Genomic DNA, 16,825 nt, shown 5'->3' with positions numbered 1-16,825 from the left:
CGGCATGCTGCTCAAATGGGATGGCCATACGCATACGAAATTCTGCTACCACGGCAGCCCCGCCGAATCGGACGAATACGTGGAGCGGGCGATCTCGCTGGGCTTCGAGCGCTACACGCTGAGCGAGCATCCGCCGTTGCCGGACCGGTACGTCGACGATCCGAGGCTGATGGCCGAGCTGGCTATGCCCGAGCGCGAGCTTCCGGACTACATGGCGTACGCCGCCGATGTCAAAGCGCGGTACGCGGGCCGGATCGAGGTGGCCGTCGGCCTGGAGATGGACTATCTGCCAGGCATGACGGAGTATTCGGACCGGCTGCTGGCCCCTTGGCTCGGCGAGCTGGAGGATATCGTCGTGTCCGTGCACTACCTGCCGGGCAAGGGCGGCATGCGCTGCATCGACTTCACGCCGGAGGACTTCGCGGATGCGTTTCTGGCGCACTACGGTTCGATCGGCGGGGTGGTGGACGCCTATTACGACGCTGTCGAAGGCGCGATCGACTGGGCTGCCGGGCTGCCGCGTTCGATCCGCAGGCGCATCGGCCACGTTAATCTGATCCGCAAGTTCCACCGGGCGCTGCCTCCGATGGATGAGGATCAGATTCGCGCCAGGCTGGAAGCGCTCCTGCCCCGGCTCAAGGCGGCCGATCTCGGTCTCGACGTGAACGTGGCCGGATTCCGCAAGCCGACCTGCGGCGAGTCGTACGTTCCGCAGTGGCTCGTCGATCGCTGCCTGGCCGAAGGCATCGAGCTCATCTACGGTTCGGATACGCACAAGCCGGGCGAGGTCGGGGCGGATTGGGAATGGTTCGAGCGGGCCGTCGGACACGGCGGCGCGATTTAATAATCAGGATCGGCATCGGGTCCTTTCTCGGCGAGCTTGCGTCGAGGAGGGACTTTTTGTCATGTTCGATTAAATAACCTTTATATTCACAACGGCATGTTCAGACGGGATCGGACGATCACGCGTCAAGAGATGTCGTTTACGCCAGGTCTACGATCATGCCTCCGACCCTGCCCTTACGATGTTCAGCCAGTGATTGACGGTTGAACTTCATGCCGTTCATCGATTATGATGGTTCCAAATCCCGGACGGAGTGAGGCGCATGAACGCAGATACCGGCGGAGATCGTCTGGCCCGGATGATCGACACCGCCAAGATGTACTACGAGCTTAATTACAGCCAGCAGGAGATCGCCGAGCGGCTCGGGATCTCGCGGCCGACCGTGTCCCGTTTCCTGCAGCAGGCCAAGGACGAGGGCTATGTCCGCATCCAGATCGTGGACCCGCGCGAGAGCAACGAATCGCTCGCCGTCGGGCTGGAACGCAAGTTCAAGCTTCGCAAGGCCGTCGTCGTGCCCGTGCCTCAATATGAAGACAACGTCGTAAAAAAATACCTCGGCGAAGCGGCTGCCGCGTACCTGTACGACACGCTGGAGGACGGAGATACGATCGGCGTCACCTGGGGCACCACGCTGTACGAGGTCGCCTGCCATCTGCGGGACAGGCAGCTCAAGGACGTGCGCGTCGTGCAGCTCAACGGCGGCGTCAGCCATTCGGAGACCAACACGTACGCCTACGAGATCGTCCAGCTGTTCGGAAAAGCCTTCCATACGGTGCCTTACTACATTCATCTGCCCGCGATCGTCGATCATGCGATCGTACGGCACACGATCGAGGCCGACCGCCATATCGGCAGGATTCTGGAGCTGGGCCGGCAGGCGAACGTCGCCATGATTACCGTCGGGTCGCCGACCGAGGATTCCGTGCTGATCAAGGCGAACTATTTTTCCGAAGACGATCTCTCCGTTATCCGCGAGCGGGGGGCCGGAGATCTGTGCTCCCGCTATATCGACCGCGAGGGCAGACTCTGCTCGGAGGAGCTGAACCAGCGGACGATCGGCATCGAGCTCGAGGACCTGAGGCACAAGGAGCGATCCATCCTCGTCGCGGGCGGCCGCAAGAAGGCGGAAGGCATCTTCGGCGCGCTGCGCGGCGAATACGCGAACGTACTGATTACGGACCAATATACGGCGCAATACTTATTGGAGAGATAACCGACGACAGACGACTTCATATAGAAGGAGATGAATCAGCGATGACCATGAACCCGACGACCCCGTCCCCGGAGACGCTCGCCTCCTACATCGACCACACCGCCCTTAAGCCCGACACCGCACGGGACGACATCGTCCGACTGTGCGAGGAGGCCAGGCAGCATCGCTTCGCGACCGTCTGCGTCAACCCTTATTGGGTCCGGACGGCGGCGGAGCTTCTGTCCGGGTCCGGCGTAGGCATCACGACCGTGATCGGCTTCCCGCTCGGCGCGACCAGCACGTTCGCCAAGACGGCGGAGGCGCGGGACGCGATCGCGGCGGGCGCGACGGAGATCGACATGGTGCTCAACGTGGGCGCCCTGAAGTCGCGGCTGTACGACGAGGTCCGGCAGGACGTCGCGCGCGTGGCCGAGGCCTGCAAGGGGGCGGCCGTGCTTAAGGTTATCCTCGAGACCGGCCTCCTGACGGACGAAGAGAAGGTGAAGGCTTGCGAGCTGTGCGTCGCGGCCGGCGCGGACTTCGTCAAGACGTCTACGGGCTTCGGACCGGGCGGCGCGACGGCGGCGGATATCGCGTTGATGCGGCGGACCGTCGGTCCCCGCCTCGGCGTCAAGGCGTCGGGCGGCGTGCGCGACGCGCAGACGGCGCGGGCGATGATCGCGGCCGGCGCCACCCGCATCGGCGCGAGCGCCAGCGTCGCCATCGTGTCCGGCGGCACGGGGGACGGGTATTAGGCACAGACAGGCTTATAGCGCGATGATACTGAAGGAAGAGAAGGACTTGCGTTCGCATAGGGTCCCGCGACAGGCTGCCGAGGCGGCCTGTTCTTCGTTAAGGAGCCGGCGAGCCCGAAGTGTCCGGCTTGGCTGCGCGCGCCAGCCGGAGCCCATAGCGGATCTGAGGTCCGCAAGCGACAGGAGGGACTGTGATCCAACGAACGACGTGCGGCTGCAATTCGTACCGTGTGCATTGTTACGGAGATCAGGCGTCCTCCCACGGAATTGTCGCAAACGCATACACGGGGACGAGACCGATCCTCCATACTATAGAAGCCGATAGACGAAGACGGGGGTGCCGGGCTTGAAGCTTCACTTGACGAATCCGCTCACGAGAATGAAGGTCAAGCAGCAGCTGATCCTGCTGTTCCTGCTGCTCGTGAGCCCCGTGTTCGCGCTGAACTGGTACGCCAACGCCAAGGCCGAGGACATATTGAAGCAGCAGGTGACGAGCGCGTACGCGGAGCTCAACAAGCAAAACCTGTCGCTCATGAACCGCGACATGGATACGGTCAGCCGCGTCATGACGACGCTGATCCAGCACGCGCTCATCCAGTCGCTGAATCCGATGAGCGGCGATACGGCGGATCGCGTCCGCCAGTACGCAGACGCCGACAAGCTGCTCTCCTCCTACTCGATGGGCATGAACGGCGGAGAGGCGGTTTATTACTATTTGTACGCCTACGATCCCAACAACCGGTATGACTTCGCGCCGACGCCCTCCTCCAAGTTCAAGGCGGTGGGCGGCGTTTACTTTTACGACGACGAGCAGAAGCCCGAATGGATCGACGAGACGCTGAGCAAGCGCGGCAAAGGCTATCTCCGCATCATGAAGGATCTGGGCTCGTCCTCCCGTCCCGACACGCTCGCTTACGTGCGGGCGGTCTACAGCACGTCGCAGGGCAATCAGGTCGTCGGCGTCCTGGTCGCCACGAACATCAACCGCAAGCTCGCGGAGTCCATGCGGACGGTGTCGCTGCCCGACAAGGGAGAGATCTACCTGACCGACTATGCGGATCGCGTGCTGGCGTCCTCGGTCGGCCCGATCGGCGGCCGGCTCGATCTGCCGGAGCAGCTGCGTACGGGCGACGAGGTAGAGGGGCTGTCCAATGTCATCACCGACGGCTATATCTACGTCCAGAGCTATCAGTACCTCGCCCAGCAGAAGCTCATTTACAAGATTCCGACCCGTTCCCTGCTCCAGCAGCAGAATGAATTGAAGTTCGTCATCCAGCTGATCTCCATCGTGTACTTCGTCTTCTGCATCGTCGTCATGGCTTACTTCTGGCGCTCGCTCCTCACGCCGCTGCAGCGGCTCGCCGTGTTCACCAGGTCGTACGTGCCGGGCAAAAAAGTGCCGGAGCAGGCGGCGATCGACCGCAACGACGAGGTCGGCGTGCTGATGCACTCGGTCTACGGCATGGCGGGAAGGCTGAACTCGCTGATCGAGGACCGGTACCTGCTCGAGATCAAGCAGAAGGAAGCGCAGCTCCAGCTGCTCTATCAGCAGATCAATCCGCATCTGCTGTACAATACGCTCGAGAGCATTTATTGGAAAAGCACGCTGGAGGGGCAGTCCGAATCCGGCGAGATGATCAAGGAGCTGGCCCAGCTCATGCGGATCGGACTCAGCCGCGGCCGCGACCTCATCACGCTGCAGGAGGAGCTGGCGCACGCGAAGGCTTATACGAGCCTGCAGCAGAAACGCTACGAGTACGGCTTCGCCGTGACCTGGGACATCGAGGAGGAGACGCTGGCCCATCTCATCCCCAAGATCGTGATCCAGCCGCTGATCGAGAACGCGATTCTGCACGGCGTGCGTCATATGGGCGAGGACGGAGAGATCGCGGTCGTCGCGAGGCTCGCGGAAGACGGCGTCGAGATCCGGGTCGAAGACAACGGCTACAAGGAGACCGATTATGAAGCGATCGCACGGCTGATCGACGGGGACGGGGAAGGCGCCGGCTACGGCATCCGCAACGTCCAGCAGCGCATCCGCCTGCAATTCGGTCCGGACTACGGATTAACCTACCGGCCGCGCGCGGGCGGCGGTACGGTCGCGTCGATCCTGCTGCCGGTTCAGCGCGAACAATAAAGGGGGAGCCAGGGATGTACAACATACTCATCGTCGACGACGAGCCGCTCATTTGCAAGGGGCTCGGCAACCTGCTGCAGTCGTCGGGTCTGAATATTAAGGAGATCTACACGGCGAACGGCGGCCACGAGGCGCTCGACTATCTCCGGATGGAGGACATCGACCTCCTGATCACGGACATCCAGATGGGCGCGATGAACGGCATCGAACTCATGCACCAGGCCAAGATCATCAAGCCCTGGGTGCAGGCGATCGTCATCTCCGCGCACGAGACGTTCCAGTACGCGCAGCTGGCCATCAAGCTCGGCGCCAAGGACTACATCATCAAGCCGATCAAGAGCGAGCAGTTCCTGGATTCGGTGCGTGGCGTGCTGCTCCATATGGATAAGCCGGTGCCGGCGGCGGACGATCTGCTGTCCCAGCTGCGCGAGCACTTTCGCATGGAGGAGCCGGGGGCGCAGCGTACGGAGCGCTTGAACGCCGTTCTGTCGGGCGCCGCCGAGGTGCCCGTCGAGTCCGAGCTCGCCGCGCTCGGATTAACGGGACCCTACTTCGCCGTCATCAAGGTGAAGCTCGATCCCGACCGCGAGCAGTCCGGCCCCCGGTACGGCGACGCGGACGAGACGCTGCTCCAGTACGCCGCGCTCAACATCGTCAGCGAGCTGCTCGGCAAGGACTGGAGCTACGACGCCTTTTATACGCCGCGCATGGAGATCACCGTCCTGCTCCAATGGGACGACGCGAGCTTCGGCGACTCGAGCGTCGACAAGCTGAACCAGCTCGAGCTGATCGGCCGCAGCCTCCATCACAACATTACGAAGTACCTGAACCTGTCCTGCGTCGTCGGCATCAGCCAGACGCTCAAGGGAGCGGCCTTCTTGCCGGCGCTCGGCGAGCAGGCCCGCAAGGCGATCCTGTGGAACCGGGAGCACAAGGATCACCACGTCTTCTATTACGGCGACTTCAAGTGGAGCCTGTTCGGCAAGGAGCCGACCGAGGAAGAGTGGACGGAGCAGAACAACCAGATCGTCGAGAAGGCGATGGCCTACATTCAGCAGAATTACGCGCAAAAAGGGTTGACGCTTCACGAGGTGGCCCAGCGGAATCATGTCAGTCCGAACTATTTAAGCTACCTTTTCAAGAAAAACACGGGCTTCAACCTGTGGGAATACGTCATCAAGCTCCGGATGGAGGAGAGCAAGCGCCTGCTGCAGCAGACCGACCTGCGGCGCTACGAGATCGCCGAGCGGGTCGGCTACGAATCGCCGGAACATTTTAGCAAAATATTCAAGAAATACTATGGAATCACCCCTAGCGAGCTGAAGAAGTAAGATCACTCACGATCCGAATAGATACGCACATATTCAGCGGCAGGCCCTTTTTCTACAATAGGGAGGAGGCACACAAAGAAAGAGGGAGACCGTATGAATCAGACAACCGCCGTAGCCAGCCCGCTGAGCGCGGATACGACCAAGCCGCGGGGCCGATGGAGGAAGCACTTCTGGGGCTATGCCTTCGTGCTGCCGGCCGTCGCGATATTCCTGCTGTTCTTATGGCTGCCGATCGTCAAGGGGATCGTGTTCAGCTTCTACCACATCGACTTCGTGAAGGGCAATTCTTACGTCGGACTCGACAATTACAAGCTGATCTTCAAGGACCCGGACGTCGGGATCGCGGTGAAGAACACCTTGTATTATATGTTTTTGTGCATCGTCATCGGGTTCTGGGTGCCGATCCTGTTCGCCATCTCGATCTCCGAGCTCAAGCGGTTCCAGGGCTTCGCGCGCATCGCGGCGTACCTGCCCTTCGTCGTGCCGGTCGTCGTGCTCTACGGCCTGTGGCGCTGGCTGTACGATCCGGTCGGCCCGTTCAACGCGGCGCTGGAGAAGCTTGGCATCACGCCGATCAGCTTCATGACCGACAAGAGCTGGTCGATGATCTCGATCGTCATCATGGAGACGTGGCAGCAGTTCGGCTCCGCGATGCTCATTTACCTGGCCGCCGTCCTCAGCATTCCCCGCGACTGGTACGAGGCCGCCGAGATCGACGGCGCGGGCGTCTGGAGGCGCATCTGGCATATCACGCTGCCGGCGATCCGCAATCAGATCGGGCTGCTGTTCCTGCTGCAGCTGATCGGCACCTCCCAGGGCTATCAGTCCCAGCTCGCCATGCTGGACGGCGGTCCGAACAACGCGACGCTCACTTACGCGCTCTACATCGTGAAGTACGCGTTCAACAGCTTTAATTACGGCGTCGCATCCGCGCTGGGCGTCCTTATGTTTCTCGTCCTCGGCGTGCTCGCCGTCATCCAGCACCGGCTGTCCAGCAGAGGGGGGAATGCGGCATGAAAAACGCAGAGCGCGGCATCGTCTCCAGCTACGACATGAAAAAGCCGCTGAACAAGGCGGTCTACATCCTGATGTGCATCGTCGTGGCCGTCATGTGCATCAGCATGCTGTACCCGATCGCGACGGCCCTGTTCAACGGTCTCAAGGCCAACGTCGAGGTCAACTCCTTTCCGCCGCACTTCCTGCCGCAGGAATGGCATTTCGACAACTATAAGAAGGGCTGGGGCTTCATCGATCTCCCGCTCTATTTGAGAAATACGATGCTGATCTTCGCCGGCAATATGGTCGTCACGGTCATCGTCATCGGGTTCGCGGCGTTCAGCCTGTCCCGGCTCGACTGGCCGTACCGCAAGGCCGTCTACTACTTCTTCCTGGCTACGCTGTTCATCCCGCCGACGACGTATATTATCCCGAACTTCATCAATCTGCGCGATCTCCATCTGATGAACACGTTCTGGGCCTTCTGGCTCCCGGCGGGCGCGAATGCTTTTTACCTGCTCCTCCTTAAGAGCTTCTTCGACGGCATCAACCAGGAATTGTTCGAAGCGTTCCGCGTCGACGGGGCGTCCGAGCCCCGCGTATTCTGGCAGCTGGCCTTCCCGCTGTCCATGCCGATCTTCGCGACGCTGGCCATCTTCGTCTTCGCCACGTCCTGGAACGACTGGTTCTGGCCGAGCATGGTCATGGGGGGAGAGCATTACCCGCTCGCGACCGCGATCAAGAAATTCGTCATCGACGCGAGGCGGCTTGACCTCAACATCCGGTTCGCGATCCTGACGATGATCATGATCCCGCCGATCGTCATCTTCCTCGTTTTCCAGCGCTTTATCGTACGAGGGCTGCATCTGGGCGGCGTCAAGGGATAAGGGTGCGGCCGGATTGCGGACCCAAGGACGGTGTGCGTTCTTAAGGGGGGCGTGCGGTTCTACGGGAAATGTGCGGTTTTATGGGAAGTGTGCGGTTCTACGGCCCGGGAATGTGCGATATTACGCACCTCGCCGGATCGTAAACCTGCACACGATCGAAGTAGGAATGCACATCGCCCTAGTGCAAACGCCTCCATTATGATGAGCGTGTAACCAATTCATACCTATCGAAAAGGGGAGTTACCATGCGCAAGACTTCAATAACCCTGGCCACGCTGACCGCTTCAGCATTGCTGCTGTCCGCGTGCGGCGGCAATAACAACAACGCTTCGAGTTCTTCCTCCGCCGCGCCGGCATCTTCTTCGGCCGCGCCGTCCGCCGAAGCCAGCGGCAGCGCGAGCGCCGCGCCCGCCGACGATCTCACGCAAAAGAAAGTCACGATCAGCATTTACTACCCGACGCCGGACCTTGTGGAGAAGCGCGCGCTCGAAGACGACAAGATCAAGCGCTTCAATGAAGTGTATCCCAACGTCACGATCGTGAAGAGCGACTGGCAGTACAACCCTAACGAGATCGGCATGAAGATGGGCGCCGGCGAAGCGCCGACCCTGTTCAACACGTACGCCACCGAAGGCAAGTTCCTCGCCGAGAAGGGCTGGGCGGCCGACATCACGGACCTGTTCAACGCGTACCAGTATAAGGACCAGATGAACCCGATCCTGCAGGACCAGTTCATTCTCGGCGACAAGGTATACGGCATCGCGCAGCAGGGCTACGTGACCGGCACCGTCGTCAACAAGAAGCTGCTCGACGACAAGGGCGTCGCCGTGCCGTCCTATGACTGGACGTGGGAAGACATGCTGAAGACCGCGCAGGCCGTCGCCGATCCGGCCAAGGGCATCGCAGGCATCGCGCCGATGGGCAAGGGCAATGAAGCCGGCTGGAACTGGACCAACTTCCTGTTCGAAGCGGGCGGCGAGATTCAGAACGTAGCCGACGGCAAAGTGACCTCCGCATTCAACTCCGACGCCGGTGTCAAGGCGATGGAATTCTACAACAAGCTGGCGTGGGAAGCCAAGGCGATTCCGAAGGATTGGGCGCTCGGCTGGGGCGACGCGGTAGGCGCGTTCGCGCAAGGCCGCACCGCTATGGTCATCGCAGGTCCGGATGGTCCCGTCGACCAGGCGCTGAACCAAGGTGGCATGAAGCCGGAGGACGTGCTCGTGTATCCGATGCCTGCGGCCGAAGCCGGCGGCAAGCACACCGGCGTGCTCGGCGGCGACTTTCTCGTCATCAACCCGAACGCCACCAAGGACGAGCAAGCCATCGCGTTCCAATACGCCGTGTTCGACTACTTCTCCGACAAGGGCCTCGCCTCCGTCGAAGAGAACATCCAGGCGCGCAAGAAGGACAACAAGTACTTCATCCCGCCGGTCATCCAATACTTCAAGGACGACTCCGAGTATGGCCAGAAGGTCAAGGACGTGTACGCCAAGTACGACAACGTCTACCAATACAACGCCGAATCCCAAGCGCTGCTGGACGGCAAGCCGGAGGCGCAGTACAACACGCAGGACTTCTACGCGACGATGACCAACGTCATCCAAGAAGTCTTCTCCAAGAAAGGCACCGACGTCAAAGCTCAACTCGACGCCGCCGCCAAGACGATGCAAGCCAAGTTCTACGACGCCATCAAGCCTGAATAGTCTGATGTAACGCGCCGCGCGGGCAGGGTCCGCGCGGCGTTTTTTTGCGCGGGCCGAGGGTTTAGTTCACACCTCACCCTCGCCGTGCGGACTCTCTCGTTCAAGTAACTCCATATAGTGTTACATAGCCCTCGCACCTCGGTTCGGGCGCTGTAACTCTCTACAGCGTTACATAGCCCTCGCACTTGGGATCGGGCGCTAAGTAACTCTCTACAGCGTTACATGGCCCTCGCACCTCGGTTCAGCCGCCCAAGTAACGCCCTACAGCGTTACATAACTCTCGCACTTGGGATCAGTCGCCCAAGTAACGCTCTACAGCGCCATATCGGCCAAGCAGATGACTTCTCCGCCTAGGTAACACTCTACAACGCCACAATTTCGTGCCTTCGACGATTTCAATAAAAGAGAACTGAGTTGCAGGAGATATCTCCTCTTAAAAACACCTTGAACTTCTTCATGAACTGTTTTATTCTGTTTTTGGATGCATATAGCAAAGCCTGAAGCACAGGCCGTTCGTACCGGATTTCCGGGCGGGCGGCCTTTTTTCTATTACTTTAGCGAGGGGCGATAATATGGTGGTAGATCGAGTTTTCGAGGCGGCCTATGACGAGATGATGTCGCGAGCCGTGCAGTCAAGCCGCGGAGAGAGAAGGCGCAGGTTGACAGAGGGCAGCTTTATCAACGAGAAACTGTTACTGAAAAGCGTATGGTGGCCGGCCAAGGGCAATCTAAATGACTTGCATCCCGAATATGAGTTGAACGATTACAAAGACGGCCAGCGATTTGCCGATTTCGCGTATATTTTACCCGGGTTCTATCGAGGATTGCTTCTGGAGGCAGACGCATACGGGACGCACCTGCGTGATGTTAGCCGGTACAGATATGGAGATAACCTGGAGCGCCAGAATCATCTTCTCATCGACGGCTGGCATATCCTCCGATTTAGTAGAGACGATATGCTGGAGAAGCCCAAGCGCTGTCAACAAACATTGTTAACCGCATTGTCCGCGTGGGGTTATGGCTACTCTGCAGCTTCCGCTTCACTTGACCTGTACGAGCATGCGATTCTTCACTGGTGCGGCAAACAAAGAGAGTCGTTCAAACCAATCGAGGTTCAAACGGCCCTTCATATCGGCTATTGGACAGCCGCGAACACATTGCGGTCTTTGGCTGAGAAAGGATTTTTGCAGGCCGAGCGCTCCGCAAGCGGGCGGTCCATGAGCTACCATGTCATGTCCAAGACGAATAAGTTGCACTAGGACGCTACCCTTTCTCCGTAATCCTGCACATACTTTGCGTAGTCTGGGTAATTTCAGTTCTATAGGACCTTTGTTATGATGAAGCCATCTTAGAAGGCAGAGGTGTCATCTGGCCATGTTGAACAGCGAAGAAATTCATCCAGACAAGGTTTCGGGCAACGATGCGGACAAGCATTCGCTAATCCGGATCAAGCGATTGACCGGCGTTACGCCGCTCGGGAGCCAAGGCGCCGTCTTGCATGGCGACCATGCCAACCTGGCGATAATTCCCGTTGCGGCGGGCATCCTGAGGCTCAAGGTCTTTTTCGGCGGAGACAAGCCGGATCTGGGCACGACGCCCGCCATTTTGCCGCTGACCCAGACTGGCGATATCGTCCTGACCGAGGATGAGGCGTCGTACACGATCCTATCGGCAGGACTGCGGACGGTCGCCGCCAAGTCGCCGTTCGGCGTCAAAGTGTACGACGACAGCGGAGAGCTGCTGGCCGACCTGCTCGGTATCGAGTGGAACGAGAAGCGCGCGCAGACGGCGTTGCTGGCGATGGACGGCGAATCCCATTTTTACGGGTTCGGCGAGAAGACGGGCTTCCTCGATAAAAAAGGAGAGCGCTACGAGATGTGGAACAGCGACGTATATGAGCCGCACGTGCCCGACATCGAGGCGCTGTACCAGTCGATCCCGTGGAGCATTCATTTCCGCTACGGCCGTCCCGCCTACGGCGTGCTGCTCGACAATCCGGGCCGCACCGCGTTCGATATGCGCACCCGCGCGGACCGCTATCAGATCTCGGCGGAGAGAGGCGCCCTGGATCTCTATATCGTCCAGGGACCTACGCTGAAGGACGTCGTCCGCAACCTGGCCGAGCTGACCGGCCGCACGCCGCTGCCGCCGAAGTGGGCGATCGGCTACCAGCAGTCCCGCTACAGCTACATGAACCAGGAGGAAGTGCTGAAGGTGGCGCGGACGTTCAGGGAGAAGCGGATTCCCTGCGACGTGCTGTATCTGGACATTCATTATATGGACGAGTACCGCGTGTTTACCTGGGACCCCGTGGCGTTCCCGCGTCCGCAGGAGATGATGCGCGAGCTCGAGTCGCTCGGTTTCAATCTCGTCCCGATCGTCGATCCCGGCGTGAAGAAGGACCCTTCGTATCCCGTTTACCGGGAAGGCGTCCATAACGGTTATTTCTGCCGCAAGCTCGAGGGCGAGATCTTTATCGGTCCGGTGTGGCCGGGTCCCAGCGCTTTCCCGGACTTCACGGACGACCGGGCGGCCGAGTGGTGGGGCGACCTCCATGTTCATTTTACGGGCAACGGCATCAAGGGCATCTGGAACGACATGAACGAGCCGTCCGTCTTTAACGAGTCCAAGACGATGGACCTTGATGTCGTCCATGCGAACAACGGCGATCCCAAGACGCACGGCGAGCTGCACAATCTGTACGGCATGCTCATGTCGAAGGCGACGCAGGAAGGCATGAAGCGCCACCTGAACGGCGAGCGGCCCTTCGTACTCACGCGCGCAGGCTACGCCGGCATCCAGCGGTATGCGACCGTATGGACGGGCGACAACCGTTCGTACTGGGAGCATCTGGCGATGAGCATCCCGATGGTACTCAATCTGGGCCTGTCCGGCGTCGCGTTCGCGGGTCCCGATATCGGCGGCTTCTCGCACGACACGACGGGCGAGCTGCTGGCGCGCTGGACGCAGGCAGGCGCGTTTACCCCGTTCTGCCGCAATCACAGCGCCATCGATACGATTCGGCAGGAGCCCTGGCTCTTCGGCGAAAAGGTAGAAGACATCTGCCGCAGCTATATCGCCCTGCGGTACCGACTCATGCCGACGCTCTACTCGTTCTTCTACGATACGTCCGTATCCGGTCTGCCGATCGTGCGTCCCCTGCTCATGGAGTACCCGGACGATGCGTCCGTCTACAACCTGTGCGACCAATTCCTCTTCGGTCCGGACCTGATGATCGCGCCGATCTTGCGGCCCGGCACGTTCTCGCGCGCGGTCTATCTGCCTGCCGGCGCCTGGTACGACTACTGGACGGGCGAGCGCCGCGAGGGGGGCCGCTGGATCCTGGCGAACGCGCCGCTCGAGACGATGCCGATGTACGTCCGCGCGGGCGGTATCCTCGCGGAGCAGCCGCTGACGATGCATGCGTGCGATGCGGCCGCGCAGGCGGGTCCGCTCACGCTAACCGTATATGCGGGCGGCGAAGGGCGCTTCGCGCTGTACGAGGACGATGGATTGACGTATGCCTACGAGCAGGGCCATTACCGGCTGCGGAGGTTCGTCTGGACGGAGGACGCCGATGGTCAAGGATCTTCCTTGCGCTGCGAGCGGGCGCACGACGGCGTAACGGGGACGGCGCATGGGACGGCAGCTTCCCGCATTCTACGCATCTTTGTGGAGAGGCCGTCCAAGGCGCCTTCGCAAGTTACGGCCTCGGGCGCAGCGCTGCTCGAATGGTCCTACGATGCCGCAGCCGGACGATTCTTCGCGGAATTGGACGTCAGCGAAGAGGACGGCTTCGAGCTCCGGCTCGCTTAATGATAGAGACGGCCCGCTGCCTTCGCGCAGGGGCCGTCTTTTGGTTGAATAGGAAACTTTTGACTCATCCTCCGCGTCTAAATCATGGATCGTAGCTTACGTAGAAGAGAGGATGAATTCTAGTGCCTATTCTAAATAAAGGACTGACGGCGCTGCTGTCCGCCGCGCTGCTCCTGCCCGCCGGCGCCGTCGCGGCGGCTGCGGCGCCCGATCGTCCGGTATTTACTGCGGCAACGTCCCCGGCTTCCGGTGCCCGTGCCGTCGCCTCGACGGCCTTTGTCCAAGTCGCAGCCGGCGAATACTACTCGACCGCCCTGCGCGCCGACGGCACGGTGTGGGCCTGGGGACGCACGCTGTTCGGCGAGCTCGGCGTCCTGGAATCCCGCGTCACGAGCGCCATCGACAGGCCGGTCCGGCTCCCCGGACTCCCGGCTATCGCCGCGATCTCGACCAACGGCGTCGGCACGCAGACGGGCGTCGCGGCCGACGGGACCGTATGGGAATGGGGCGCGAGGGGCGCCGTGCAGGGAGGCACGGCGCTGCCTACGCAGATCCCGGGCCTGCTGGACGTGGCGGCGGCCGTACCGGGAATCGCCCTCCAGAAGGACGGTACGCTGTGGAGGTGGACGTACGAGCCGCGGCAAGGGGACAAGCCCAAGATCGCGGTCGCGCAGATCGCCGGAACTTATCGGTTCGCGAGCATGATCGCCAAGGGCGATCTCGTCTACGCGATCGACGGCGCGGGCGCCGTGTGGAGCTTCGGCGCGATCCGCAAGCCGGACGGCAGCGGCCCGGCGCTCTTGACGCCGGCGCGCCTCGCAGGCTTCCCGGCCATGAAGCAGCTGTCCGCCTATCAGGACCGGGTCGTCGGCGTCGACATCTCGGGCAGGGCATGGCAGGCGCAGGTGGATTTCGGCGCGCTGTATCAGCAGGCCAAGCCAGGACCAGTGAGGCTGCAGGGCAAGCCGACGCGGATCGCGACGCCGCTCAAGGCCGAGGAAGCGGAGATCGCATCCTTCGACGCCGTGCTGATCAGGACGGCCGGCGGCGAGGTATGGACGACGAACAAATGGCTGACCGGCACGGCCGGTAAGATCGGCGGATGGTCCGGCATCCGCGAGATCGCGGCGGGCTATCATCACGGTCTCGCGATCGATGCGAAGGGCAGGCTGTGGGGCATAGGCGGCAATCAGTGGCATGAAGCGGGGTCGGCTAACGTGAACGAAGCGCGAATGCTGTACCGGCCCGCGCCCGTGCTGCCCGCAATCGGCGTGAGAGTCGACGGCAAGCCGCTCGTCACCGCGTATCCGGCCGTTATGCAGGAAGAGCGGCTCCTGATCCCGCTCAAGGATACCGTGCGGGCGCTGGGCGGCACCTTGACGATCGGCGAGGACGCCTCCTACAAAGTGACGATCGGCCGTTCCACCGCCGTTATCCGTCAAAATGCGTCGGAGGCCGCGGTGGACGGCAAGCAGGTCGTGCTGCCGCTGAAGCCTTATACGAGTCTCGGCGCCGTGATGGTGCCGGCCGCCCTGCTTCAGCGGATGGGCGTGACCGTCGGCTGGGACGCCAAGCTCGCGGAGCTGAATTTGAGCCGAACGTAACGAGGCAGGAAGCAACCGGAGGCAGATCGGAAGCAGGCTGGAGTAGTTTGTAAGCGTGCCGTAAGTAGTCCGGAAGCAGGCCGGAGTAGTTCGGAAGCAGATCGTAATTAGGCCGAAAGCAGGCGAAGCAGCTCGTATGCATACAAAAAACAGGGATCGGGCATTCGCCCGGTCCCTGTTTGCGCGGTCCGGCTTTAGAGTTTCGTCACCGAATAACCGTCGTTTTTGAGCCGCGTGACGATGCCGTCGTCGCCGAGCATATGAAGCGCGCCGACGATGATCATGCGGGTCGTTTGATCGTCTTCGTTCAGATAGCCCTCGATCTTGCTCGACATGGTCAGGTTGCGATCCAGAACCATGGCTTTGTAGTACTCTTGGTCTTCGGCCGTAGCCTTGACGAGCGACAGGAGCGCTGCCTCGTCTCCCGTAATCCACATGCGGGTAAGGGCGTCCATCGCAGGGTCGCCGCCGTTGCCGGAGCGATAAGCGTCGATTGTCTGTCTCAGCTGCTCTTCTTGCAAGGCCGGGGAGAAGCGGTCGAACATATCCAGCTGGCTGTCCGCCGATTCCAAGGGGACGATCAGCTTGTTGTCGCTGGCGGCCTTGCCCATGAAGTAGGCATCGATGCCAAGGTTCGCCTGATATCCCTCCGCCGCGGTCGGGATCGATTGGGCGACGACCCAAGGCTCGTACTTATCGAACGCGTCTTCTTCCATTCCGTTCGCCTTCAGAATGTCGACGAGCGCCTGGTAGGTTTCCGCGGATACGTGGTCCTTCAGCGTCGTGCTGTCTTTGTAGGTGCCCTTGTCCGCGATCAGCTTGTCCATCGCTTCCTGGTCGATCTTGGTCATGTCGACCTCGACGCCCAGGTATTGGGACGCCTTGTATGCTGCTTCGATCTCGGCGCGCAGCGGGTACATCTGCGCCTGCGCGGCGTGGATGGAGCCCAGGAGGTAGACGGTGTTGCCGTTCTTCTCCGCCTTCCACAGGAAGCCGGTGCTCCCGCCGGGCTGGCCCAGCGGCGTCAGGGAGACCGCGTTGTTCTTCGCATCCCACGTGACCTTGTAGCCGATCGCTTCCGCGACGAAGCGCAGCGGTACGTACGTCGTGCCGCGAATGACGCGCGGCGGCACGTCGAGCGTTTCTACGGCGCCGTTGACGACCGCAGTGCGGTTGCCCGCTTGCAGCGTGAAGGACAATCCGCTCTTCGTGCCCAAGACCGTCTGGCTTTTGCCGTCCCATTGCAGACCGACGCCGAGCTTTTCCAGCAGCGGGCGCATCGGTACGAGCGTCGTCCCGTTTTCGACCAACGGATTGCCCTGCTTGAACTGCACGGCCGCCCCGTCCATCCAGACGCTGACCGGCTTGGCGGCCGCCGAAGCCGCGCCGGAGAAGACGCTTACCGCAAGGATGAGGGATAAGAAGAGAGCTCCGATCTTTTTCAACTTCACAACACTCCTGTCCGTCTGATTTGGTCGATGCGACCTGCTTCTAAAATGATAAATCTTTAATCCTATCTGAATGTATACAAAATTAGGAAGAATGAAACAGGCGGAG

12 protein-coding genes are annotated in these 16,825 nt (G+C 61.0%); 11 read left to right on the top strand and 1 reads right to left on the bottom strand.

Annotated features, from left to right (window positions below; all coding sequences use genetic code 11):
- The first annotated feature begins 4 nt into the window (after positions 1–4).
- From hisJ to PQG80_RS20020, 11 genes are all read left to right on the top strand, one after another.
- Entirely contained in the window at positions 5–844 is an 840-nt protein-coding gene (gene hisJ, locus PQG80_RS20070) for a histidinol-phosphatase HisJ (protein ID WP_271753289.1), read from the top strand.
- Between the two features lie 262 nt (positions 845–1,106).
- Positions 1,107–2,057, top strand: coding sequence for a DNA-binding transcriptional repressor DeoR (gene deoR, locus PQG80_RS20065; RefSeq protein ID WP_271753288.1), 951 nt, complete (start codon positions 1,107–1,109; stop codon positions 2,055–2,057).
- Between the two features lie 47 nt (positions 2,058–2,104).
- Complete coding sequence (deoC, locus tag PQG80_RS20060; RefSeq protein WP_271753380.1) at positions 2,105–2,791, top strand: deoxyribose-phosphate aldolase; 687 nt, start codon at positions 2,105–2,107, stop codon at positions 2,789–2,791.
- A 337-nt stretch (positions 2,792–3,128) separates the two neighbouring features.
- Positions 3,129–4,928 (top strand): cache domain-containing sensor histidine kinase, encoded by a 1,800-nt coding sequence (locus PQG80_RS20055; RefSeq protein WP_432432782.1) that lies wholly within the window; start codon positions 3,129–3,131, stop codon positions 4,926–4,928.
- A gap of 14 nt (positions 4,929–4,942) precedes the next feature.
- Positions 4,943–6,259: a response regulator gene (locus PQG80_RS20050; RefSeq protein WP_271753286.1), complete on the top strand. Its 1,317-nt coding sequence runs from the start codon at positions 4,943–4,945 to the stop codon at positions 6,257–6,259.
- Between the two features lie 93 nt (positions 6,260–6,352).
- Positions 6,353–7,276 (top strand): carbohydrate ABC transporter permease, encoded by a 924-nt coding sequence (locus PQG80_RS20045; RefSeq protein WP_271753285.1) that lies wholly within the window; start codon positions 6,353–6,355, stop codon positions 7,274–7,276.
- Complete coding sequence (locus PQG80_RS20040) at positions 7,273–8,142, top strand: carbohydrate ABC transporter permease (protein WP_271753284.1); 870 nt, start codon at positions 7,273–7,275, stop codon at positions 8,140–8,142. Before PQG80_RS20045 ends, PQG80_RS20040 begins: the two co-directional genes overlap by 4 nt.
- Positions 8,143–8,387: 245 nt before the next feature.
- Positions 8,388–9,848 carry an ABC transporter substrate-binding protein gene (locus tag PQG80_RS20035; RefSeq protein WP_271753283.1) on the top strand — a complete coding sequence of 487 codons (1,461 nt, stop codon included), beginning with the start codon at positions 8,388–8,390 and terminating at the stop codon, positions 9,846–9,848.
- Between the two features lie 572 nt (positions 9,849–10,420).
- A complete protein-coding gene (locus PQG80_RS20030) occupies positions 10,421–11,107 on the top strand; it encodes a DNA-binding response regulator (RefSeq protein ID WP_271753282.1) in 687 nt (228 codons plus the stop codon).
- Positions 11,108–11,222: 115 nt separating this feature from the next.
- Positions 11,223–13,664, top strand: coding sequence for a glycoside hydrolase family 31 protein (locus tag PQG80_RS20025; protein ID WP_271753281.1), 2,442 nt, complete (start codon positions 11,223–11,225; stop codon positions 13,662–13,664).
- A gap of 122 nt (positions 13,665–13,786) precedes the next feature.
- Positions 13,787–15,268, top strand: a complete 1,482-nt coding sequence (locus PQG80_RS20020) for a stalk domain-containing protein (RefSeq protein ID WP_271753280.1) — start codon at positions 13,787–13,789, stop codon at positions 15,266–15,268.
- 194 nt (positions 15,269–15,462) lie between these two features.
- Here PQG80_RS20020 and PQG80_RS20015 read toward each other — a convergent pair whose 3' ends face one another.
- On the bottom strand, positions 15,463–16,713 hold the full coding sequence (locus PQG80_RS20015) for a TraB/GumN family protein (RefSeq protein WP_271753279.1): 1,251 nt from the start codon (positions 16,711–16,713) through the stop codon (positions 15,463–15,465).
- Positions 16,714–16,825 lie beyond the last annotated feature (112 nt).

This window comes from Cohnella rhizoplanae, from assembly GCF_948329515.1.
GTDB classification, from domain to species: Bacteria; Bacillota; Bacilli; order Paenibacillales; family Paenibacillaceae; genus Cohnella; species Cohnella rhizoplanae.
Note: the sequence above shows the minus strand (reverse complement) of the source record. Positions and strands in the feature narration are given on the sequence as shown.